Origin of the sequence: Bradyrhizobium sp. ma5 (assembly GCF_042258955.1) — a bacterium.
Taxonomy (GTDB): Bacteria; Pseudomonadota; Alphaproteobacteria; order Rhizobiales; family Xanthobacteraceae; genus Bradyrhizobium.
The window spans coordinates 2,229,898-2,251,293 of sequence record NZ_CP170156.1 but is presented as its reverse complement, the minus strand read 5'-3'; the positions used below and the strand labels follow the sequence as shown (position 1 = coordinate 2,251,293).

16 protein-coding genes and 1 pseudogene are annotated in these 21,396 nt (G+C 59.7%); 5 read left to right on the top strand and 12 right to left on the bottom strand.

All coding sequences use genetic code 11. The annotated features are described in order from the left end of the window. Positions 1 to 1,696 precede the first annotated feature (1,696 nt). Together cysN and cysD are read right to left on the bottom strand one after the other, a co-directional pair. A complete protein-coding gene (gene cysN / locus ACE103_RS10380; RefSeq protein WP_375779323.1) occupies positions 1,697 to 3,580 on the bottom strand; it encodes a sulfate adenylyltransferase subunit CysN in 1,884 nt (627 codons plus the stop codon). Beyond that, the gene (gene cysD, locus ACE103_RS10375; protein ID WP_375781080.1) at positions 3,580 to 4,479 is read right to left on the bottom strand and encodes a sulfate adenylyltransferase subunit CysD; all 900 of its coding nucleotides are present in this window, start codon (positions 4,477 to 4,479) and stop codon (positions 3,580 to 3,582) included. The genes cysN and cysD overlap by 1 nt, the downstream gene beginning before the upstream one ends. A 1,078-nt stretch (positions 4,480 to 5,557) precedes the next feature. Between cysD and ACE103_RS10370 the strand changes: the two genes are divergently transcribed. From ACE103_RS10370 to istB, 3 genes are all read left to right on the top strand, one after another. Next, a complete protein-coding gene (locus ACE103_RS10370) occupies positions 5,558 to 5,839 on the top strand; it encodes a MarR family transcriptional regulator (protein ID WP_375779322.1) in 282 nt (93 codons plus the stop codon). A 675-nt stretch (positions 5,840 to 6,514) separates the two neighbouring features. Beyond that, on the top strand, positions 6,515 to 8,065 hold the full coding sequence (gene istA, locus ACE103_RS10365; RefSeq protein WP_375781039.1) for an IS21 family transposase: 1,551 nt from the start codon (positions 6,515 to 6,517) through the stop codon (positions 8,063 to 8,065). A 17-nt stretch (positions 8,066 to 8,082) separates the two neighbouring features. Then, positions 8,083 to 8,859 (top strand): IS21-like element helper ATPase IstB, encoded by a 777-nt coding sequence (istB, locus tag ACE103_RS10360; protein WP_375781038.1) that lies wholly within the window; start codon positions 8,083 to 8,085, stop codon positions 8,857 to 8,859. Between the two features lie 1,604 nt (positions 8,860 to 10,463). Here istB and ccoS read toward each other — a convergent pair. The 10 genes and pseudogenes from ccoS to ACE103_RS10310 form a co-directional block, all read right to left on the bottom strand. After that, positions 10,464 to 10,613 (bottom strand): annotated as a pseudogene (ccoS, locus tag ACE103_RS10355) (cbb3-type cytochrome oxidase assembly protein CcoS); the annotation flags it as partial. Further along, positions 10,613 to 12,799 carry a heavy metal translocating P-type ATPase gene (locus tag ACE103_RS10350; protein ID WP_375781079.1) on the bottom strand — a complete coding sequence of 729 codons (2,187 nt, stop codon included), beginning with the start codon at positions 12,797 to 12,799 and terminating at the stop codon, positions 10,613 to 10,615. The pseudogene ccoS and the gene ACE103_RS10350, both read right to left, overlap by 1 nt. Before the next feature lie 12 nt (positions 12,800 to 12,811). Beyond that, positions 12,812 to 13,312, bottom strand: coding sequence for a FixH family protein (locus ACE103_RS10345; protein ID WP_375779321.1), 501 nt, complete (start codon positions 13,310 to 13,312; stop codon positions 12,812 to 12,814). Between the two features lie 22 nt (positions 13,313 to 13,334). After that, positions 13,335 to 14,792 carry a cytochrome c oxidase accessory protein CcoG gene (ccoG, locus tag ACE103_RS10340; RefSeq protein WP_375779320.1) on the bottom strand — a complete coding sequence of 486 codons (1,458 nt, stop codon included), beginning with the start codon at positions 14,790 to 14,792 and terminating at the stop codon, positions 13,335 to 13,337. Between the two features lie 82 nt (positions 14,793 to 14,874). Further along, positions 14,875 to 15,747, bottom strand: coding sequence for a cytochrome-c oxidase, cbb3-type subunit III (gene ccoP / locus ACE103_RS10335; protein WP_375779319.1), 873 nt, complete (start codon positions 15,745 to 15,747; stop codon positions 14,875 to 14,877). A gap of 6 nt (positions 15,748 to 15,753) precedes the next feature. Next, complete coding sequence (locus ACE103_RS10330; protein ID WP_375779318.1) at positions 15,754 to 15,918, bottom strand: cbb3-type cytochrome c oxidase subunit 3; 165 nt, start codon at positions 15,916 to 15,918, stop codon at positions 15,754 to 15,756. Between the two features lie 12 nt (positions 15,919 to 15,930). Further along, positions 15,931 to 16,665 carry a cytochrome-c oxidase, cbb3-type subunit II gene (ccoO, locus tag ACE103_RS10325; protein WP_375779317.1) on the bottom strand — a complete coding sequence of 245 codons (735 nt, stop codon included), beginning with the start codon at positions 16,663 to 16,665 and terminating at the stop codon, positions 15,931 to 15,933. A gap of 8 nt (positions 16,666 to 16,673) precedes the next feature. Next, complete coding sequence (gene ccoN / locus ACE103_RS10320) at positions 16,674 to 18,326, bottom strand: cytochrome-c oxidase, cbb3-type subunit I (protein ID WP_375779316.1); 1,653 nt, start codon at positions 18,324 to 18,326, stop codon at positions 16,674 to 16,676. A gap of 69 nt (positions 18,327 to 18,395) precedes the next feature. Further along, entirely contained in the window at positions 18,396 to 18,725 is a 330-nt protein-coding gene (locus ACE103_RS10315) for a hypothetical protein (protein WP_375779315.1), read from the bottom strand. A gap of 480 nt (positions 18,726 to 19,205) precedes the next feature. Further along, a complete protein-coding gene (locus ACE103_RS10310) occupies positions 19,206 to 19,433 on the bottom strand; it encodes a hypothetical protein (protein ID WP_375779314.1) in 228 nt (75 codons plus the stop codon). A gap of 1,370 nt (positions 19,434 to 20,803) precedes the next feature. Here ACE103_RS10310 and ACE103_RS10305 point away from each other — a divergent pair. After that, positions 20,804 to 21,154, top strand: a complete 351-nt coding sequence (locus ACE103_RS10305; RefSeq protein ID WP_375779313.1) for a hypothetical protein — start codon at positions 20,804 to 20,806, stop codon at positions 21,152 to 21,154. Between the two features lie 2 nt (positions 21,155 to 21,156). Next, positions 21,157 to 21,384 carry a hypothetical protein gene (locus ACE103_RS10300; RefSeq protein WP_375781078.1) on the top strand — a complete coding sequence of 76 codons (228 nt, stop codon included), beginning with the start codon at positions 21,157 to 21,159 and terminating at the stop codon, positions 21,382 to 21,384. Positions 21,385 to 21,396: the final 12 nt, after the last annotated feature.

Sequence of the window (21,396 nt, the reverse complement as noted above, 5' to 3'; positions counted from 1 at the left end):
GCGAGCGCCGACGTCCTCGGTTCAACGGCTTTGGAAGAAACGCCACAGTCCCTGGCGCGTTCGCGTGTCGGCGCACTGAAAAATCCGGCTGACGCCAACATCCGTATCTAGCGACAGATACAGAGTGATGTTCGCAACACTGCTCACCGATATCATTGTCTCTCCTGGGAATTCGCGTTGCGACCGCGTCCTTGTACGCATTTGGTGCGACGCGCCACTCTCACCCAGCCGTCATGCATGCGCAGATTTGAGCGGCAGTCGCCGTCTTGCGTCGCCGAACGGGCAGGTCAGCCGATCGGCTTACGTGCGAGTTGTGCCATTCAGGCGAATGTTGATGTTCAGACAAAGCTGCGCGCCATCGCGTGCGGATACAGCTGCGCGCATGGCGCACTTTCTGAGCGTCCTTGGTAACAGGACTCATCCTGCGTGAGCTTGAGACTTGAGACATTCGGACACTGTCACTCGTTGGAGATTTTGACGCCGCCTATTTCGAAATCGTACAACTTGACGTTAGGGGCGTTTCAACCCTCTCCGCGATTTTCTCGCGTAAGTTTTTCCTGACGCGCACTTCCACCCGGAGCGATAGGCCAAAATCCGGCGCTGAGCGTAGTGATCGGCAGCAAGCCGGCTGAGAATTTTCGTAGCTCAACGGTAGGATCTTGGACATTCATCCTGCGAGCCGCACGCAGGCACGTGAGGTTGGCCTGCCCCTTTCGCTTCACGCGCGATCCTTGCCAAACCTCCAGACCGGGATACCGAGTTTCTTCGCCTCGTCGGCGCAATTCTCCTGGATGCCGGAACCCCGGACGTGCATGCTCCCGATCGGCAGACCGCCAGCATGGCTGCAGCGCAGCAAGATGGTTTGGGCAATGCGCCGCAGCGATTGGCATCCTGCGATCGGAGGAGCGCGGTCTCGATACCCTCGCCTGCGGCACTAGCGGGCTCGAAGCCGCCGGAATCATACGCGCCAGTGATGCGTCCCTCTATATCCGCTACACGGGCAATCAATACCGGCCGGATCTGGCTGGGCGTGTTATCGTTTGGGCAGTCGTAACAGCGGGATGGACGCGGAGTGCCTTTTCGCAAGACAGCAATGTCGCGATTGCGCAAATAATACGCGGCGAGTGTCCCACAAGATCTGCCGCGACATCTCAAAGCGCCGCTGAGCCGGCTTCGATGAGCTCGGTCCTATCTGTCGCTGGTCGGCAGCGTGCACCTCTACCAGGATGCGACCAGGCACAGAGGAACGAGGGACACCCTCATTGTGCGCGAGAGATCGAAGCCGGATGGCCGAGACGCCGAGTGGCTCGGTTTCGCGAAAGCTCGGAGTGGCGCTAGTCGCACGCGCAGGGAACGCGCTAGCGAAAACTCAAACTACTGGAAGTCGGACTTCCTCTCTGGCCTTTGTCATAGCGTCGTAGACTCTGACCTGGAGCATGGGACGCCGCTTTTTGAGCTCCTCGGCTCCTGCCCAAGCTCCATCTCTGGTCGTGAATTCGGTTTTGAATTGACCGTCGACTTCGAGCACATAACCAGCGGCGGGCAATCGACGAGTGGGTGCGATCATCTTGTTCCCTTAGAGCTATGATTCCGATCGATGCCCCTGCTTAACCCGAGTCGCCTTGGCCGGGCCAGCAGGCTGGTGAGGGTCTCCTGCAAATCGATGGCGCGACGCGAGGTGACAGGTTCGATACTACTAACCGCCAAGGATTGCGCGCGCCATCAAGACACCGACCACGTCTTCCGCCAATTTCTCAGGCGTCTGCTCCATGGTCCTGAGATGAATTTCGGGTCTTATCGGGGCTTCGTAGGACGCATCGATGCCGGTGAAGTTCTTGATCTGACCGGACTTCACCTTTGAATAGAGACCTTTGGGATCGCGCCGCGCGCATTCTTCGATCGGCGTGTCGACAAAGACTTCAATGAACTCCTCCTCACTAACGAGGCTGCGCACCATGTCTCGTTCGGTCCTGTAGGGCGAGATAAATGAGCAGATCACGATCAAGCCGCCGTCCGCTATCAACTTGGCAACTTCCCCGACGCGCCGAATGTTTTCCACGCGATCGGCCTCGGAGAAGCCAAGGTCCGCGTTTAACCCGTGCCGGAGGTCATCTCCATCCAGCAGTATGGCATGCCGCGACATTGCAAACAGCTTTTGATCGACGATGCTGGCAATCGTCGACTTTCCCGCGCCGGACAGGCCGGTGAACCAGATAATGCAAGGCTTCTGGTTCTTGAGGGCGGCCCGCTCCTTCCTTCCCACCGCAACGGGTTGCCAAGCGATGCTGGCGGCCCGCCGCAGTGGACATGCGATCATGCCGGCCGCAACCGTACGATTGGTATGACGGTCGATGACGATAAATGATCCGGTCTTGCGATTGACCTCGTAAGGATCGAACGCCGCGGGCAGCGCCGTTGAGACATCGCAGAAGCCGATCTCGTTGAGGCTAAGCGTCCTGGCTGTCAGATGCTTACGTGTGTTGACGTCGATCCGATGTTTGATTGCAGTAATGCTGCCGGCTGTGGTCTGCGACCCAATGCGCAGGATGTAACCGCGTCCGACAACGAGCGGATCCTCGTCCATCCAGATCAGATGAGCGGCGAACTGGTCGGCGAGCTCCGGCCGCTCGGTCGGACGTGCCAGGAGATCGCCACGGCCTATATCGATCTCATCTTCAAGAGTAATCGTGATGGCATCACCGGCCTCAGCGCGGGGTAGATCGCCGGCCTGAGTCACGATCTGCCTGATGCGCGCGGTCCGTCCAGAAGCCGCGACAACGATGTCGTCTCCCACCGAGATACTCCCCGAAGCCACGGACCCGGCATAACCGCGGAAATCCAGGTTCGGCCGGTTCACCCACTGGACCGGAAAGCGGAAAGCCTGGGTCGCGCTGTCGGACCGGATATCAATGCTCTCCAGGTGGCCGAGCAGGCAGGGACCATCATACCACTGAGTGTTGCCGGAACAATTGACGACATTGTCGCCATACCGGGCAGAGATCGGGATTGGAACGATCGAGGCGAAGCCAAGACCGGCAGCAAAGGCCACATAGTCAGCGAAGATCCGGTCAAAGATTTCTTTATTATACTCGACGAGGTCGATCTTGTTTACTGCCAGGACGAGGTGGCGAATACCAAGTAGCGAACAGATGAACGAGTGGCGCTTGGTTTGGACCAGCACGCCCTTGCGGGCGTCGATCAAAATGATGGCCAGCTGGGCGCTCGAAGCGCCGGTTGCCATGTTGCGGGTGTACTGCTCGTGGCCGGGCGTATCGGCCACCATGAACGAGCGTCGTTCCGTGGCAAAGAAACGGTAGGCCACATCGATCGTGATGCCTTGCTCCTGTTCGGCTTCAAGCCCGTCAACGAGCAGCGCGAAATCGATCTCACGGCCGGTGGTGCCGTGCTTGGCACTGTCGCGTTCAAGCGCCGTAAGCTGATCCTTGTAGATCATCTTGCTGTCGTGCAGCAGCCGGCCGGTCAGCGTCGATTTCCCGTCGTCCACCGAGCCGCATGTGATGAATCGCAGTTGATCTTTTGGCTTGGCCTGGACAGGTTCCGTTGTCGGCTTGGAAAGCATCAAAAGTAGCCTTCCCGCTTCTTCTTCTCCATGGAAGCGGATTCATCGCTATCAATCAAACGACCCTGGCGCTCAGATACCGTCGCGGTCTGCATTTCTGCGACGATGCCTTCGATCGTCGTCGCACCGGACTCAATAGCCCCGCTCAAAGGATAACATCCCAACGTGCGGAAACGGATCATCCGCATGTCCGGCGTCTCGCCGGAGTTAAGCGGCAATCGGTTGTCGTCGATCATGATCGTCGCGCCATTTCGACGCACTATCGGTCTTTGCTGTGCGAAGTAGAGCGGGACGACCGGGATCTTCTCGAGCATGATATATTCCCACACGTCGAGCTCAGTCCAGTTCGACATTGCAAACACGCGCATGGTTTCTCCGTGGCGGATCCGTGTGTTGAACAGGTTCCAGAGCTCCGGCCGCTGGTTACGGGGGTCCCATGTGTGCCCGGCCGAACGGAAGGAGAGTATCCGTTCTTTTGCGCGGCTCTTTTCCTCATCACGTCGGGCTCCGCCAAAGGCGGCATCAAATTCGTAGAGGTCGAGCGCCTGCTTCAGGGCGTCGGTCTTCATCACCTGGGTATGAAGAGCGGAGCCTGAGTCGATCGGATTGATCCCGCGCTCGATGCCCTCCTTGTTTACATGGACGATCAGGTCGAGGCCGAGCCGCTTGGCCGTCGCATCCCGGAAGCTGATCATCTCGCGGAACTTCCAGGTCGTGTCGACGTGAAGCAGGGGGAAAGGCAACCTTGCGGGATAGAAGGCCTTGATCGCGATGTGCAGCATCACGCTCGAGTCCTTTCCGATCGAGTAAAGCATGACCGGCCTTTTGAACTCGGCGACCACGTCACGCATGATTTCAATCGATTCAGCTTCGAGACGGCGCAGATGTTTTGGCAGCATATGTTCTTTTCGATGCAGTATCTCTGTTCTTCGCCGCTCTACGACTCCGGCCCAGATGAGAAACTCCCACGGCGGAAACGCGTTCGCCAGAGCGCATGGCTCGTCCATCAGGTCCAGTGCCCGTTGGGCAGCAGACATGCACACCGGACAGCCGATTGGATTCTACGGCTGTACGGCCGCAGCCTGCGCCACGTTATCGGTGCGCAGCGCTCTGAAGGATGTTGGCTAAATCAGCCAGCGTGTTTTGACCGCAAGCATCCAGATCACCTAGCACAAATTGAGGATCTGCTCAAGCCGCCAGACCTCGCCTCACAACATCGCGACCACCGCGTCGCAATTCCGAATGGCATCAGGCCCGCAGCTCGATCAGCTTCTGACGCCAACGGCGCTTGTTGCAACGGAGCTGCCATTGAATTCGCCGGCCGCAAATTCTCCTCAAGGTTGATCCCAATAGATTTTGCGCCTGCCGCAGCACCATGGAGATGTCAGACGCGGAGCAGAAGTTCTCTGAAACCTGCCGGTCAGTGTGGACTGGCTCACCGGCATGAGATGGGCCGGACGATGCTCCTGCCTTGCTACTGCGCAAATCCCCCCATCTTTCGGAATATCCGCCGATAGAGCTCGGTTACCTCCCGTCCGCTAATCGCGCACGACGCATGGGACGTTGTTATGTCATGCCGGCACGATGTCGTTTGCTGCGGCACTGAAAACGACAAATGCGACATGCACCTGCCTGACGCTCGGCATACACGAGAGAAATTCGGCAAAGAGCGGACCGGTCGACGAGCGAACCAAGGAAGCAGGCCAAAGTCGCGGACATCCCACCTTGGTCATGGCGCATCGATCTGACCTGCGCGCGGGTTCGATCCCGACGAGAGCTGCTGCCTGCGAGTGCCGCCGCTGGTCCGTCAAGACAATGAGCGCCGTACGCCCAGAGCAGCTCCGGCGCCAGTGTTATTCGCAAGCTCCACTTCCGTCCGGACCGTACCAAGCATTTGATTTGCCTACTCTTGCGGCGTTGTTCCTGCTTCCAATTCGCGCTAAGGGAAGCCGGTATAAGGATGGAACCCGACCTCCGATGCCGCCGGATTTACCTGCTGCAGCAACTGCGCTTGGCAGTATCTCTTCTGACGGACAGGAGATGGTCCGGCCGTTCATGTGGGAGATCAGGTCGATCAGCGCCTGTCTCGAAGAACTTGCCAAATTCCGAGCCGATGTGCTTGGCATCACTGGGCCACAGTGGATGATCCTGATGGCAGTGGCCTATTTGGACAGGAAAAACGGTGTCGCTGTCAACGAGGTGTCAAAGTTGATGCACGTCGATGCTTCCTTCGTCACACGACCCAGTCAAAGCTGCTAGAGAAAAAATGGGTTTCTACGCCGCAAGTCTTCCGCAAGCGATACGCGGGTCGTGCAGATGTCGCTGACGGCAAAAACCCGCAAACATCTCTCAACTTTGGCGCCACGACAGGAAGCGCTCGATGAGCTCGCTTTTGATGAATTCGGGGTTAACGGGTCAAGCGAGTTCATTACCAAGCTGGCAGCAATGAGGCATCGTCTGGAGAAGGCCCGCCATGAGAGCCGTTCTGGCGTTCTAAGGACCAAACGCACGACCGTCAGAAATGACGCTGGCTAGCCATGTCGAGACTTCCAGCCTTCGACTTTTTCTTGAAGCAGCGCGGGCGAAGGTGGTTGTGGTCGGTTCACACCGCCGAAGGCACGCAGCTGATGACGGGTTCAGGGCGTAGCCGCTCCGCCGCCAGGTATCAAGCTAGCAGAGCGCTTTTTCTGTTGCTGCTGAGCGCGCCGTATCATTGCGGAGCTCAAGCTAATCAACAGGCCCGGCGGCGCCCGCTTAACCCCTAAACTGCGTGTTTCGGCAATTTCCGGACAGCAATTTCGGTAATTCGCGGACAGCGATTTCAGTAATTCCGGGACAGGGATTCCGCTAAATCGCGGACAGTTGCGGGAGGTTGGTTTTCGGGAGCGCCGTTCAGGCAATGTTCTCTCTCAAGCTGTGAGTTTGAGAGGGGCAATGCCGAGACGGAAGCAAGCGAAACGAACCACTGTGAAGGACCTACGATCGATCCTGAGGCTGACGTACGAGCAGGACCTGTCGGTTCGGGAGATCTCGGAACGGCTGCAGATCAGCAAGAGTTCGGTTGCCACCTACCTGCTGCGAGCGCGTGAAGCGGGTTTGAGCTGGCCGCTGCCGCCGATTTACGAGAGCGAGGCGGCCTTGCAGCGAGCCTTGTTCCGGCGGGTCGGGCGGCCCCCGCAGGACTTGAGCGAGCCTGAGTGGCCACGGGTGGCGCAGGAGCTCAAGCGCAAGGGCGTGACGCTGACGCTGCTGTGGCAGGAATACCGGACGGCGCATCCCGACGGCTATGGTTACACGTGGTTCTGCGAGAAGTTTGACGCCTATCGGCGCCGGGCGAACCCGACCTTCCGTCATCGCCACGCGGCGGGTGCAGTGATGCAGACCGACTATGCGGGTCCGACGGTGGAGGTGATCGATCCGCAAACCGGCGAGATCCGTCAGGCGCAGATATTTGTCGCGGTGCTCGGGGCCTCGTCGCTGACCTTCGCTATGGGGAGCTTCGGTCAGCGACTACCAGATTGGATCGAAGGCCAGACCCGGGCCTTGTCGTACTTCGGCGGAGTTCCCAGGGCGATCGTCTGCGACAATCTGAAGGCCGGGGTCGTCAAGGCGTTGTGGTTCGAGCCGACGCTCAACCAAACCTTTGCCGCCATGGCCGAGCACTACGACACGACGATTTTGCCGACCCGCAGCCGCAAGCCGCGCGACAAGGGCAAGGTTGAAGGCGCGGTGCTGATTGTTGAGCGCTGGATTCTGGCACGGCTGCGCCATCGGCGGTTCTTCAACCTGACCGATCTCAATACTGCGATCGCCGGTTTGCTGGAGGAGCTGAACCATCGGCCGATGCGCCATATCGGCAAATCCCGCCGGCAGCTGTTCGAGGAGATCGAGCGCGCTGCGTTGACGCCGTTGCCGGGCGAGCCGTTCGAATACGCCGAATGGAAAACGGCGAAGGTCCACCCCGATTATCACGTCGAAGTCGACAAGACCTTTTACTCGGTGCCGCACCGGCTGATCGGCCGTCGGGTGGACGTCCGGCTCACCTATCGAGCCGTCGAGATCTTCCAGGATCACACGCGTGTTGCCAGCCATGTGCGCCGCTCTCAGCGCAGCGGCCATGTCACCGTGAACGAGCACATGCCCAAGGCCCATCAGCGTTACGCCAATATGACGCCGGCGAGCTTGATCAAGATGGCAGCGCGGATCGGCGTCAACGCCGCCACGCTGGTCGAGCGGATGATGCGTGAGCGCCCGCATCCCGAGCAGGGTTATCGCTCCGCCATGGGGATCATCGCCCTGGCGCGGCGCTACGAGCGCGATCGGCTCGAAGCAGCTTGCGAGCGGGCACTCGTCATCAACGCGATCAGCTACTCCTCGGTGAGCGCGATCCTCAAATCCGGGCTCGACCGCGCGAGCCCTGCTGCCGCCCCCGTCAAAGCCACCCCCTCGCACGCCAACATCCGTGGTGGGGGCTATTATCAATGAAGGAAAGGACCATCGCGATGCTGACCCACCCGACCCTCGACCAGATGCAGGCGCTCGGCCTTGCCGGAATGGCGGCCGCCTACCGGCAATTGGCCGAACAGGACAATGCCGCCGATCTCAGCCGCGACGAGTGGCTCGGCCTGATGCTCGATCGCGAAGCCGCCATGCGCGCCGACCGGCGCCTGACCAATCGGCTGGCCGCAGCCAAGCTGCGCTTCATCGACGCCTGTATCGAAGACGTCGACTTCGCGTCCCGCCGCGGTCTTGACCGGCGCAACACCCTGCAGCTGGCGCAAGGCGCCTGGCTGAAAGCCCATGAGAACTTCATCATCACCGGCCTGACCGGGACTGGCAAAACTTGGCTGGCGTGCGCCTTCGGACGCCAGGCGGCCAGGCTCGATCATTCCGTCCTCTATTTGCGTATGCCGCGCCTGTTCGAAGACCTCGCCATGGCCCGTCTCGATGGTCGCTTCCCGCGCCTCATCGATAAGCTCGCACGTGTCCAGTTGCTCATCCTCGACGATTGGGGCACCCACACCCTCAATGACCAGCAGCGCCTTGATCTCCTCGAAATCTTCGAAGAGCGCTACAGGCGCAAATCGACCTTGATTACCGCTCAGCTGCCCGTTGCCCAATGGCACGACATGATCGGCGAGCCAACCATCGCAGATGCTATCCTCGACCGGATCATCCACAACTCCCACCGTATCGCCCTCGAAGGCGACAGCATGCGAAGGAAAAAAGCTGCGCGCCCCTTGACCGACGTCGAAAACAGCGAAACGAATACCAACTGACTTCAACAACCAGGCAACCAAAAGCCAGCGCCGCCACGCTGTCCGCGATTTAGCGAAACTGCTGTCCGTCAGTTAGCGAAACCGCTGTCCCGTTTTTGCGAAATACGCACCTAAACTTTAGCCTACCATGATCTTTGGAGGTGCGCCTCACTGAGTTCACGAGATTCGGCGCCCCACATTATATCGCGCCGACTATGCTAAGTTCTCGGTATTTGCATGAGGAGAATGGTGGCGATGAAATCGATCGGAAATCAGCTCGGGCGCTCGTAGTTGATTGCCTCACAGTGGACCGAGTTATCGGGATCGGAAAATCACTGCGCTCCAACGGCAGCCTACGCACGCAGGGCCAGGCAGGATTCGGATCCGCAGAACATTTACCGCAATTCCCAAGACGAATTTACGATACAATATCAAAGGGCATAAAGGGCGGCCCGCGAGCCGCCCTACTGGACCAGTTACCAGTACTGCTTAGTAAGCTACCGCTGATGTCCGAGTCCGATTCCGAGATGCAAGGCCTTCTGGCGTAGCGCACCGACAGTACGCTTGGTCATTTTTGCGATTTTTATGACCGGGGTCCGAGCCTTCGAATGGACCTTGAGATCTTTGATATCTGCCTTGGTCCACTCGCGCCGCTTAACGCGTTTCTTGGTTACTTTTTTCACAATGATGCTCCTTTTGAGAGGAGCGGCTTGTAACATAGTTTTTTCGGAGCGACGACCGCAAAAAACAGGCAATCATAGGAGCTCGCGCAACCTGCCAGCTCAGCCATGTGTTTGGAAGACAAGAGCTTGGGTACTAATGGCGGCTGCGGGATCGCTAATGTCGTGCGGGCGCCGTGTCGAGAGGCTCCGCCATGAATAGGCGAACGGAGCCCCTAATCGAGACCTGCTTATTCGATGCTAATCATTAGGTTATAATATATCTGTGAAAGAGATGAGCAAGCGAATTGCGATTAGCCGGAACAAACTCCAAATCGGGCACGCTCGAGATTCGGGTTAGGTTAAGCTTGGAGGGATCAGCCATCGAATCTCTGTGAGACGTCGTGGCACTCTCACTATGGTCGCTCTGACCACGCTTGGCGCTCCGCGTCGTCTAAACTGCTGGAGCCTCTTTTGGGCTGGGCGAGAAAACCAGATCGGATCTCGTCTTTGTGCCCGTCGCCCGGTCTCAATGTATCGGAGCGGTGTGGTTTTCAAGCTTCGGTTGATCGTAGAGATAGATGGATAGAGAGGCTTCGGCCGACGTCAACGCAATCAGACTTGATGGCGCGCTCTTGGTCCAAATCGCCTCCTATGTGATTCATGCATGTTCGCCCAGACGGCAGGCGCTGAAGCTTGATAGTCCTCGATCGGAGCTGTCGCGCCGCGATGGATTTCTCACTGAGCCATATCAGTCCCATCATAGGATTCTTAGCCGTACCGATCCGAAGCGACCTGCGGTATGCATCGAGCCCCCCTCACCGATCGGCCGGCTCAACCTCGACTTTGCGGTTCGCGTGTCCCGCAGTTGCGGCGGTGGACCGACTGGACGCCAAAGCTTGGCACTCGCCTGCACAGCGTTGACCACCGCTTCCGGTCCATTTGCACTATTTGGACCGGCGCCGACGGCCCGTCGGACTCGTCATCGGCGATGGCGCGCCAGGCCGCGCCATCGAGATCGTCATACTGGCCACTCTTGAGCGACCACAGAAAGCCGAGCAGGCCGACGAAGCCGAGCGCAAGGGCGAGCGGAACCAGATAGACTAGGACTTCCATCAGACTGCCTCCCTCCTTCGCGCCCGCAGCGAATTGAGCATGACCAGCACCGACGAAGCTGACATCGCCGCGGCGGCAATCAGCGGCGTCACCAGGCCGGCGATCGCGACGGGCACGGCCAGGACGTTGTAGACGACTGCGAGCCAGAGATTCTGCTGCATCAGAAGCAGCGCCCTGCGCGAGCCCCTGACGGCCGTCATCACCGGCCCGAGACGCTCACCGAGGAAGACCGCATCAGCGACCGCTTGGCTCATATGGGTTGCAGTGACAGGCGACATCGAGGCATGGGCCGCAGCGAGCGCGGGCGCGTCGTTCAAGCCGTCGCCGACCATCAACACCTTGTAGCTCCGGCTCGTCAGACTTTCGACCCGGGTGACCTTGTCCACCGGCGAGACGTTAGCGCGCCACTTATGAATGCCGAGTGTCTCTGCCGCCCGCCGAACTGCTGGCTCGCGATCCCCGGAAACGATCTCCACCATGATGCCAAGGCGTGCGAGGCCTGCGACGACCTCGGCTGCGTCTGGCCGCATCCGTTGCCGGACAGCAAAGACATGCTTGGCATCACCATGGCTGAACGCGACGACGGAGGCCTCAGGATCGCGGCACAGGATCTCGTCGGCGAGGATGTCAGCACCGCAGAACGAGGGGCGGCCAAGCCGGATCGGCGCCCCCTCATAGTAACCTTGGATGCCTCGCCCCGGCTCCTCTTCAATGTCAGCCAGCGGCTCACTTGCGCCGGCAGCTCGCGCTACGGCGGCGGCGACCGGATGGCGGCTCGACAGCGCCAGCCTGCCCGCCAATTTGACGACATCGTCGGGAATGCTGGCGAGATTGGCGACATCGAGCTCAGGCAGCGTCAGCGTACCGGTTTTGTCGAAGATCACCCGGTCCACCTCGGCAATACGCTCGATCGCATCCCCGGCATTGAGCAGCACGCCGGAACGAAACAGTGCGCCGGAGGCCACGGTCTGCACCGCCGGTATAGCCAGACCCAGCGCGCAAGGGCAGGTGATGATCAGGACCGCGATCGCCGTGACGACCGAATCGTGGAACGTGGCGCCAGAGGCAAGCCAGCCCAGCATCGTCAGGAAGGCAGTTGCGTGAACCATCGGTGCATAGAGCCGCGACGCGCGCTCGGCGAGGCGCAGATAGCGCGAGCGCGCTTGCAGGGCATGATCAAGCAGCCTGGAAATCTCGGCAAGCAGTGTGTCGCCCGAAGCCGCCGCCGCGCGGACGCGCAGGGTGCCGGATCGTACCAATGTGCCGGCGAACACCGCGCTGCCAGGCGTCGCGGTCGCCGGCAAGGTCTCTCCGGTAATGAGGCTTTGATCGACCTCGGAACGTCCCTCGATCACGTTGCCGTCGACGGTGCAGCATTCGCCGGGCCGCAGCAGCACGATATCCCCCGGTTTGATCGCTGCCGCCGGAACGGTTCTGATCTCGGTCGGGCTTATGAACTTCGCGGCCGTCTCCGCCTTGAGTGCGGCAAGGTTGTTGGCGAAGGCGCGGGTGCGCCGCCTCATGTTCTGGTCGAGATAGCGGCCTGCGAGCAGGAAGGCGATCAACATGATCGCCGCATCGAAATAGGTGTGCTCGGCATGACCGATAGTCTCGATCAGCGAAGTCGCCAACGCCAGCAAGATGCCGATACTGATCGGCACGTCCATATTGGCTCTGCGCGCCCGCAGCGCGGCAAAAGCGGAAGAGAAGAACGGTTGCGCGGAGTAAGCCGCGGCCGGCAGTACGATCAGCGCGGAGAGCCAGTGAAAGAAGTCGCGCTGCTCCGGCAGCATGTCCGAGACATTGCCGGACCATACCGGGATCGACAGCATCATCACATTCATCGCGGCAAACGCGGCGACGCCCAGCCGCCGCAGCAAGCTGCGCGCCCGCTCCGCCTCCAGCGTCTCCGCATCGTTCCGCTGGAAGGGATATGCCCTATAGCCTAATTCGGCGAGCCGCTTGACAAATAGGGCCGGATCGAGCGCTCCTGCCTTCCATTCGAGCGTCAGCCGGTGATCGGTGAGGTTCACGCGTGCCGCGGTCACGTCCGGAATGCTCGACAGATTGCGCTCGATCTTGCTCATGCAGCTCGCACAATTGATGCCCTCCACTGCGAGATCGAGTTGGAGGAGGCCCGCGCCTGTCCTCTTCAGATAGTGAGAAAAATCGATGTCCGCCTGCATCTGCATGTACTCTCAGTTCAGGACGATGCGGTTCTTCGTCAGAAACATGCGGCGGCCATCGGCGTCGCCCTTGATCACGAGATCCCACTGCCCGACAGCGACGCCCTCGGCGCTGCCGCGGTAGGTTCCAGCATGAGCCTCCGAGATATCAATCGTCCGATCGGCTCGACGGTCTACCGGTCGCTCGAGCTGGGCCACGAAACCCATTCCGGCGAGAGGCGCGCCTGCGCGGTCGTGCGCCTCGATCGCAAGCACAGCAAGGCCATCGGACTGCCGGTGGATATGTGCCTGCACCTGCCAGTTTCGCTCGTTCTGCTGCCGTGCCGCGATGATCTCACGCTGATAGGCGAGGCTCGCGCTATAGGCGCTGTCGACCTCTGTCCCCGGCAGGGTCATGATGGCAAGGCGCATCATTGCCAGATTGGCGCCAATCACGACCGAAAAGAAGACGAGAATGACGATCAGGACGTAGCGTCCGGTGATGGGCCGCGCGACTGGCACTGATGCGGTCATGATGAGATCCCGTGTATGGTCGTTAGGGGAGAACGAAATGATCTGTTGCGGAAGCGACCTCGCCGAGGCCAATGTCGGTGACCCGAAACCTCACCGGCACCGACCGTTCTGACTTGTCGTCGACCGGCGCTGTCACCAGCACACGCAGTTCTGTCGTGGTATCGCGAGCCAAGACGATCATCGGTCGATCCACAGTCACCGAATCGACGCCGACGACGTGGACGGACGCCTCAGGCGGCCCATCGATGTCGATCGCGACCACGCGATCGAAGCCGCGCTTGTTGAGCAAGCGCACGGTGTAACCGTTGCGAATCGAACCATCGCTGAGCTTGACCGCCACGGGATTGCGATCGTGCAGGACGCTGAGATCGAGCAGCGTTCTCGACAACAGCGCATGAAGCATCACCGCGCAAACGACCGCGATCAAGGAAGCATAGACGATCGTGCGCGGGCGTACCGGCTTGAAGAGCTCCGACTTGCCGTCCATCCGGCGTCGGATATTGATGTCGTTGTCATAACCGATCAGGCGAGTTTTGCGCTCTACCTTCTTCATGACGGCATCGCAGGCGTCGATGCACAGCCCGCACTGGATGCAACCGAGCTGGGCGCCATTGCGGATATCGATCCCGGTCGGGCAGACAGCCGCGCATTGATTGCAATCGATGCAGTCCCCGACCCTTTCGCCGCGCGCGCGTAGATCGAATGATTTCTTCAATGAGCAGCGCTGCTCGCCGCGATCGTATTTATAGGTGACATTGAGCGCCCACTCGTCGGTGAGCGCGGCCTGGATGCGCGGCCACGGGCACATATAAACGCAAACCTGCTCGCGCATGTAGCCAGCCAGCAGATAGGTCGAAGCCGTCAGGATCCCAATCCAGATATAGCCGATTGCGGGCGCCTGGAAGGTCGCCAGATCGCGCACCAATGTCTGCGCGTCGGCGAAGTAGAGCACCCAGGCGCCACCGGTCCACCAAGCGATCATCAACCAGATCGCGTGCTTCAGCACGCGCTTTGCCGCGCGTCCCATTGTCGTTGGGCGTGCAGCGGCCCTCAGCCGCTCGCGACGGTCGCCCTCGACCCAACGCTCTACCGCATAGAACAGGTCGGTCCAGGCCGTCTGCGGACACAGATATCCGCACCAAATTCGCCCGCCCAGCGCGTTCATCAGGAACAGTGCCATGGCAGCAAGCACGAGCAACCCGGTGAAATAATAAAGCTCTTGCGGCCACAGCTCGATGAAGAAGAAGTAGAACCGCCGGTTCGGCAGATCGAGCAACACGGCCTGGTCCGGCGCGCCCAGGCCACGATGCCAACGCACGAATGGCAGCAGATAGTAGATGCCCAGACACACCACCATCAGCCGCCATTTGATCGTCCGGAAAGTGCCGCGGACACTCTGCGGATAGACCCTCTTATGCGCTACATAGAGGGGTCTGTCCCCCTCGATCAGCAGGTCATCCTGCGAAACGGTCTTGTTCATGGCGGACTTCATGGCCGACCTCGCATTTGGCGCAGACGTTGACCCACTTCAGCGGCGCCGCGGGCTTCCCGACACTTATCGCCTATTGTCCGCCGCCGAGCGAGTGCACGTAGACCGCGAGTGCTTTGACTGTGATGGGATCGAGGCGCCCGCTCCAAGCCGGCATGACGCCGGCGCGGCCATAGCTGATGGTCTCGATCAGCGTCGTCTCGTCCGAGCCGTACAGCCAAATTCCGTCAGTCAGGTTCGGCGCGCCGAGTGCCTGATTGCCTTTGGCATTCTCGCCATGGCAGACCGCACAATTCTCGGCAAAGATCCTTGTGCCGGCCGCAGCATCGAAATTGGCGGCCGTTGCCAAGCCTGACAGCGACCGCACATAATTCGCTAGCGTGACGACCTCACCGATCTTGAGGATGCCGTCGCGGCCGAAGGCCAGCATTTGTCCTTCATGCGCCTCGGCATGCCCGGAACGTGCGCCGAACTGGATGGTCTGCAGGATCTGGTCAAGCGATCCGCCCCACAACCAGTCATCGTCGTTGAGATTCGGATAGCCCTTGGCACCCGCGGCACCGCTCCCATGGCAAGGCGCGCAATTGTCCGCGAACACCGTCTTGCCACGAGCGCGGGCCAGTGCCAGCAGGGTCGGATCGTTCTCGATCTCGGTCAGAGACGCCTTGCCAAGCACAGCCATCTTCTCGCCGCGCAGCTTTTCGAGACCGGCAAGGTCGCTGACGACGCTGGCGCGGGTCGAATAATGCAACGCGCCGGTGGTGTAGTTTGAGAGGAGCGGCCAGGCCGGATAAACGACCCAGTAGCCTATCGCCCAAAGGATCGTGGCGTAGAAGGTCAGAATCCACCAGCGCGGCAGCGGCGTGTTGAGCTCCCTTATACCATCCCATTCGTGCCCCGTCGTGGAACGGCCGGAGATGCGATCGAAGTCGTTGTGCTCAGTCATGATCTGTCAATCCCGGCGCAACGGCAAGCGCGCCGCAGAGTCAAAGCGCCTCTTGTTGCGGGGCCACAGCGCATAAACGACGATGGCTAAGAAGATGCCGACGAACAACGGCGTCCAGAGGGTCACGACGAAGCTTGACGCCAGGTTCTCGATCGAAATGACGGCTTTCATCCCAGAACTCCTTCAGCGCAGATTGGCTTTTTCGTCGTAGAGCTTGAAATCGATCAGCGTGCCAAGCATCTGCAGATAGGCGATGAGCGCATCGAGTTCGGTCGGATTGCCAGCGCTACCGTCGAAATTGCGGACAGCCGCCTTCGGATAGCGCTTCTGGAACGACGCGACGTTCGCGTTGTCAGGATCGATCTGCGCCTTCAAGTCGGCGACGGCGTTCTTGATCTGGTCCTCGGTATAGGGGACGCCGACCGCCCGGTTGGTGCGCAGATGAGCGACCATGTCAGTCAGGTCAACCTCCGTGTGCGCCAGCGACGGATAGCCCGGCATCACCGATTGCGGCACGATGGCGCGCGGATTGATCAGATGCGTGACGTGCCATTCATCGGAATATTTCGCGCCAACACGAGCAAGGTCCGGGCCGGTACGCTTCGACCCCCATTGAAACGGGTGATCATACATGCTTTCAGCGACCAGCGAGTAATGTCCGTAGCGCTCAACCTCATCGCGCAACGGCCGGATCATCTGCGAGTGACAGAGATAGCATCCCTCGCGTACGTAGATGTTGCGGCCAACAAGCTCGAGCGGCGTATACGGCCGCACGCCGTCCACCGCCTCGATCGTGCTCTTGAGGTAGAACAACGGCGTGATCTCGACCAGGCCACCGACCGCTATCACGACAAGGATCCCAGCGATCAAGATGATCGAGTTCTTCTCAAAGATCTTGTGTCGGTTCCAGAGAGACATGCGATAACCTATTCCGCGACTTGGAGCATTCCAGCGTCCTGGATTTGATCGGCCTGCTTTGCATTCACCGTCATCCAGAGATTGGCGGCCATGATTAGCGCGCCGATCAGGAACATTGCGCCCCCCGCGGCACGGATGATGTAGAAGGGATGCATGGCCTCGACCGACTCGATGAACGAATACTCGAGAAAACCAAGGGAAGTGTAGGCGCGCCACATCAGCCCCTGCAGGATGCCAGACACCCACATCGCGGAGATGTAGAGCACGATCCCGATCGTGGCGATCCAGAAGTGCCAGTTGACGAGCTTGAGGCTGTACAGCTGGCGATTCCAAAGCCAGGGAATCAGACAATAGAGCGCGCCGAATGATACGAAGCCGACCCAGCCCAACGCGCCAGAATGCACGTGGCCGACCGTCCAATCGGTGTAATGACTGAGCGAATTGACGACCTTGATTGCCATCGTGGGGCCCTCAAATGTCGCCATGCCGTAAAAGGCAACCGAGACCACCAGCATACGGAGCACCGGGTCTGTGCGCAGCTTGTCCCACGCACCCGAGAGCGTCATCAGGCCGTTGATCATGCCGCCCCATGAGGGCATCCACAGCATGATCGAGAACGTCATGCCCAGCGTCTGGGTCCAGTCCGGCAGCGCCGTGTAGTGTAAATGGTGCGGTCCAGCCCAGATGTAGAGGAAGATCAGCGCCCAGAAGTGGATAATCGAGAGGCGGTAGGAATAGACGGGGCGTTCGGCTCTCTTCGGAATGAAGTAGTACATGATCGCCAGGAAGCCGGCGGTCAGGAAGAAGCCGACCGCATTGTGGCCGTACCACCACTGAAACATGGCATCCTGCACGCCACCCCAGGCGATGTAGGATTTCGAGCCGAATACCGAGACCGGCAATGCGGGATTGTTGCCAACGTGGAGCACCGCAATGGTGACGATAAAGGCCAGATAGAACCAGTTGGCGACGAAGATATGCGGCTCCTTCCTTTTCATCAGCGTCATCAGAAACACAATGAGATACGTGATCCAGACGATCGTGAGCCAGAAATCGGCATACCACTCCGGCTCGGCGTATTCCTTGGACTGGGTGGCGCCGAAAAGATAACCGGTGCCTGCGATCAGAATGAAAAAGTTGTAGCCGACCACCACAAACCACGGCGCAAGATCGCCAGCGAGTCGGGTCCGGCAGGTCTTCTGCACCACGTAGAACGAGGTCGCGATAAGCACGTTTCCGCCGAACGCAAAGATCACAGCCGAGGTGTGCAGCGGGCGGAGCCGACCGAAGCTCGTCCAGGGCAGATCAAAATTCAGTGCAGGCCAAGCGAGCTGTGACGCGATGAGAAGGCCAATGGAAAAACCCGCGATGCCCCAGAACATCGCCAACACCGATGCGAATTTGATCGGACCAAGATTGTAGTTCGGCCGGCCATTTATCTCGGCCGGCGGTAATAGCGCCGGCCGTTCATAGTAGCGATTGAGGATGACGGCTGCGGCGGCTAGACTGGCAGCGGAAGCCAGCAATGCGTGGAAGGTAAACGCGGAATCGTGCCCCATCGCCCCGGCGAAAAAGCAAACGTAGGCAGAAACAGCGAATACCGACATCAGGCCTGCTTCACCCATCGTCGTGGATTTCGAGGCAGTGGATGGGCTTGTCATGTCTTGGCCTTCTTTGAAAGCGGGATGGCTCGGGACTCACATTTCCGGTGAGGGAACGGTTGAGCGCGATCAGTCGCGAAAGCGCTGCGGGAGCCCGCCGATCTCGCGACCGAGCGCGAGCAAGGTTTGCTCGTTGGGGCAGTCTTTCAGGGGACTTACAAACTTCTCTCTTTCGACGGCGGCGGCGCAGCGGGCCTTGGCCTGACACAGGCCGCACACCCGCTGCAGATCGCGCAATACGTCACCATGGCGGGCGGCAAGCGCATTCTCGGAAAACTCCGCAAGTGCGAGGCGCTTGCTCAAGAGTTCAGGAGAGCCTGGACTTTGCACCATCGTTCGAAAAGCGGACGTGGACAGATTAAGCTCACGCGCGATCGCATCGACGTCTTGCGGGCTCAAGTAAGCCAGTTCGGATGTCAGAGACAGGCTCGCTCGCACCCGGCCAAGCAGATTTCTAAACCGGCAAGGAAACCACCAAGGACCCCCGATATGTGCAGATTGGCTAACCATGTGTCATATTCCTCGAGGCAGCCTTAACTGCTTCCTCGAGGCAGCCTTAGCTGCCGGAGGCAGATTTGTTTTTGACATGCATCAAACAAGACCAGTTTGTGAGATCAAATCGTTTTGATCCGGATCCGTCTGCCGGACCGACGCTCGGCGGAGCGCCGCAGCGAGCCAGCTGAATGATCGATCGACCGGCAAAAGTCCGGCAAGGTCTGCTTGGTGCCGCGGACATCAGGGCGCCTGCTGAATTGGTGACGGCATCGCAAGGCTCCTCTCTCGAATCAGCGCTCGCAATAATGTTTTTGCGATCGCATTTGAACTCGCAGATTGTACTGCGTCATGAAATTCGCGGACCTCTGGCTAGCCGAACTCAGGCTAGCCACCCCATGCCGGCGGCAGTGCAGGCGGGGTTCGAAGCTCCATCGCATCGGCGAAGATGGTCCAATCGCGGACACCCCTTTGCTTGCAGAAGTCGGTCTCCGCCTGCTGTGCAGCAGCACTCAGCGAGGCGGCATCAACCTTGAACGCTGCCTGGCAGGCACGATGCTCGTGGCCGGCATCGTCGCAAACGGTCTTAATGAAGCGAACGTTAAATGAAGGCATGACACCCTCCTTCCTGTGGGTTGGCTTAGCCATGCCTATTCTGCCATTTGCGCCAGAAACGTATTTGATTTGCCTCAAGCCGCATCGCAAAGAGATTGTCTGTTGCGGTTCGTCGACATCACGTCGAGGCTTGGGCAGCGCGACGAAAACGTTCTTATTCTTCTACAGAATCCGCAATCGCTAGCTTGACGTGGCTCCGCGACAGCGACTTCTGGTCTGTTCATGCGTTCGAGCGATTAAGTTGAGACGCTGATCCGGGAATTTCTCGTCGATAGGGTCGAGAGCGGCGTGAACCGTCACGTCCGAGATACCGATTGTTGCCCTCCATCGACCCCATATTCAATCGCCGGCAATATGGCGCGCCTCAAGGCGTCGCGAATCTTGCAGGCGATGCTTAGCGTTCTCAGGAGGCATTTCCGCAAACTCCGACCAAATGGCCAATCACCGGGCAGAGCCTCTTCTGGCGAGCGCCGGACGGCTGGGCACTATCGACGGCGAGACCTGCGCGCCCGCGATCGTAGGCAAATGAGGCGAGCCGCCCCCATCCCACTTCTGACAGTCCACCCTGCCGCCGCGACCGCAAAGCCGATGATCAGGCTGGTCGCAGCCAAAGTTTCGATAATCCCAAGGTTCAGGACCTCAGCGCCGAGGCCTATGGCCGCGATCAGCGCCGACAGGGCCACCGACAATGCGAGGCGAGCAATCAATTTATCATCTCCTTCGTGGCTCTCGCAGCATATTGACACATGTTCTCATGGCCCGACGCGCGTGCAGCGCCTTCAACATTGACACAATCGCGCGTCCGGCATTTTGATTTCCATCAACCCGACTGCTCGCAGGCTTGTCGCGGACCAAGGCGCGCGCTGGCGAATCACCCGAGTTCGAACATGTTGCCTGTAAGTCCCCTGTCCCGCTCGCAGCGGCCGCTGGCTATCCGAAGCTCAAGACACGCATCTGCTTCTTGACCTGCATCAATACGTCAGCGGCGGGCTATCGATAGAAACGGCCTTCCAGTCAAGGTCAGACACATGGCAGACAGAAGACTTGGCGCCCGATCATCTTTTCGTGTCCAAGTACCGGCGACCGGGTTCAAGGACTGCTGCCGGATGACGCACCCGAGCTGCGCGCCAACGACCTGCACCCGATAACCTGCGCCGCTTGCGATGGCGTCCAATTCATCGACCTGCGGACCGGCGCGATGCTCGGGACCGAGCGTGGTTAGGTCGACCCGAATGACATCAAGCGAATGCGGGATCGTCCCGTTCTCGCTTGAAGACGCTTCTGGACTCGCAAGGACGTGGTCGCCCCCATCAACACTCAACGCCTCACGATGACGCCGTAGGAGAAGGATACTTTCCCAACGACGAAGGATGTTCGAGATGACAGGCCACGGCGAAACTTACCCCGCCGCGGGCACCGTTGCGGGAACCGCAGTGCAGTCCAAATGCTTTAGGAAGCCGATCAAGATTAACCGGCCCTGGCTTGAGCAGGTCCCGATCGACCCGACCGAAGCCCGGGAGTTGCTTTGCAGTGTCAGTCCTCATATTTCGGTTGGCGATCGGATCATCTCGCAGCACGATGGCTGCGACGGCGCCACAGCTGAGGGGACCGCGGCGGCGACTGACGCGATCGAGACCACGCGCCCCTTGGGCGATATTGCGCTGCCCCTGCTCGCGCGACGGACAAGTGATGTGGTCCGTATTGTTCGGAAGGATGCTTGAATATGTCAGTCCGCGGCGATGAACTCCGTCCGGGATCTATTGGCAACGTGACCTGGGAACGGGTCGAAACGGCACCCTTTGATTGGGACCTGGAGATTGCCGTAATCGAAGGTAATGCCATTCACCGGCTCGTCTTCCCTTGCCGCCGAATCTTCGGCGGCTGGGTCAAGACCAAGACCGGAGAACACGTTGCCGTGCAGCCCACGCACTGGCGCATCTGGCCCAAATAGCGGCGGCCATAC

Bases quoted from the DNA above. Each gene is read 5' to 3' on its own strand.
- cysN (WP_375779323.1), bottom strand. From the start codon at position 3,580: ATGCTTTCCAAGCCGACAACGGAACCTGTCCAGGCCAAGCCAAAAGAT.
- cysD (WP_375781080.1), bottom strand. From the start codon at position 4,479: ATGCTGCCAAAACATCTGCGCCGTCTCGAAGCTGAATCGATTGAAATC.
- ACE103_RS10370 (WP_375779322.1), top strand. From the start codon at position 5,558: ATGCCGCCGGATTTACCTGCTGCAGCAACTGCGCTTGGCAGTATCTCT.
- istA (WP_375781039.1), top strand. From the start codon at position 6,515: ATGCCGAGACGGAAGCAAGCGAAACGAACCACTGTGAAGGACCTACGA.
- istB (WP_375781038.1), top strand. From the start codon at position 8,083: ATGCTGACCCACCCGACCCTCGACCAGATGCAGGCGCTCGGCCTTGCC.
- ACE103_RS10350 (WP_375781079.1), bottom strand. From the start codon at position 12,799: ATGCAGGCGGACATCGATTTTTCTCACTATCTGAAGAGGACAGGCGCG.
- ACE103_RS10345 (WP_375779321.1), bottom strand. From the start codon at position 13,312: ATGACCGCATCAGTGCCAGTCGCGCGGCCCATCACCGGACGCTACGTC.
- ccoG (WP_375779320.1), bottom strand. From the start codon at position 14,792: ATGAACAAGACCGTTTCGCAGGATGACCTGCTGATCGAGGGGGACAGA.
- ccoP (WP_375779319.1), bottom strand. From the start codon at position 15,747: ATGACTGAGCACAACGACTTCGATCGCATCTCCGGCCGTTCCACGACG.
- ACE103_RS10330 (WP_375779318.1), bottom strand. From the start codon at position 15,918: ATGAAAGCCGTCATTTCGATCGAGAACCTGGCGTCAAGCTTCGTCGTG.
- ccoO (WP_375779317.1), bottom strand. From the start codon at position 16,665: ATGTCTCTCTGGAACCGACACAAGATCTTTGAGAAGAACTCGATCATC.
- ccoN (WP_375779316.1), bottom strand. From the start codon at position 18,326: ATGACAAGCCCATCCACTGCCTCGAAATCCACGACGATGGGTGAAGCA.
- ACE103_RS10310 (WP_375779314.1), bottom strand. From the start codon at position 19,433: ATGCCTTCATTTAACGTTCGCTTCATTAAGACCGTTTGCGACGATGCC.
- ACE103_RS10305 (WP_375779313.1), top strand. From the start codon at position 20,804: ATGTTCGAGATGACAGGCCACGGCGAAACTTACCCCGCCGCGGGCACC.
- ACE103_RS10300 (WP_375781078.1), top strand. From the start codon at position 21,157: ATGTCAGTCCGCGGCGATGAACTCCGTCCGGGATCTATTGGCAACGTG.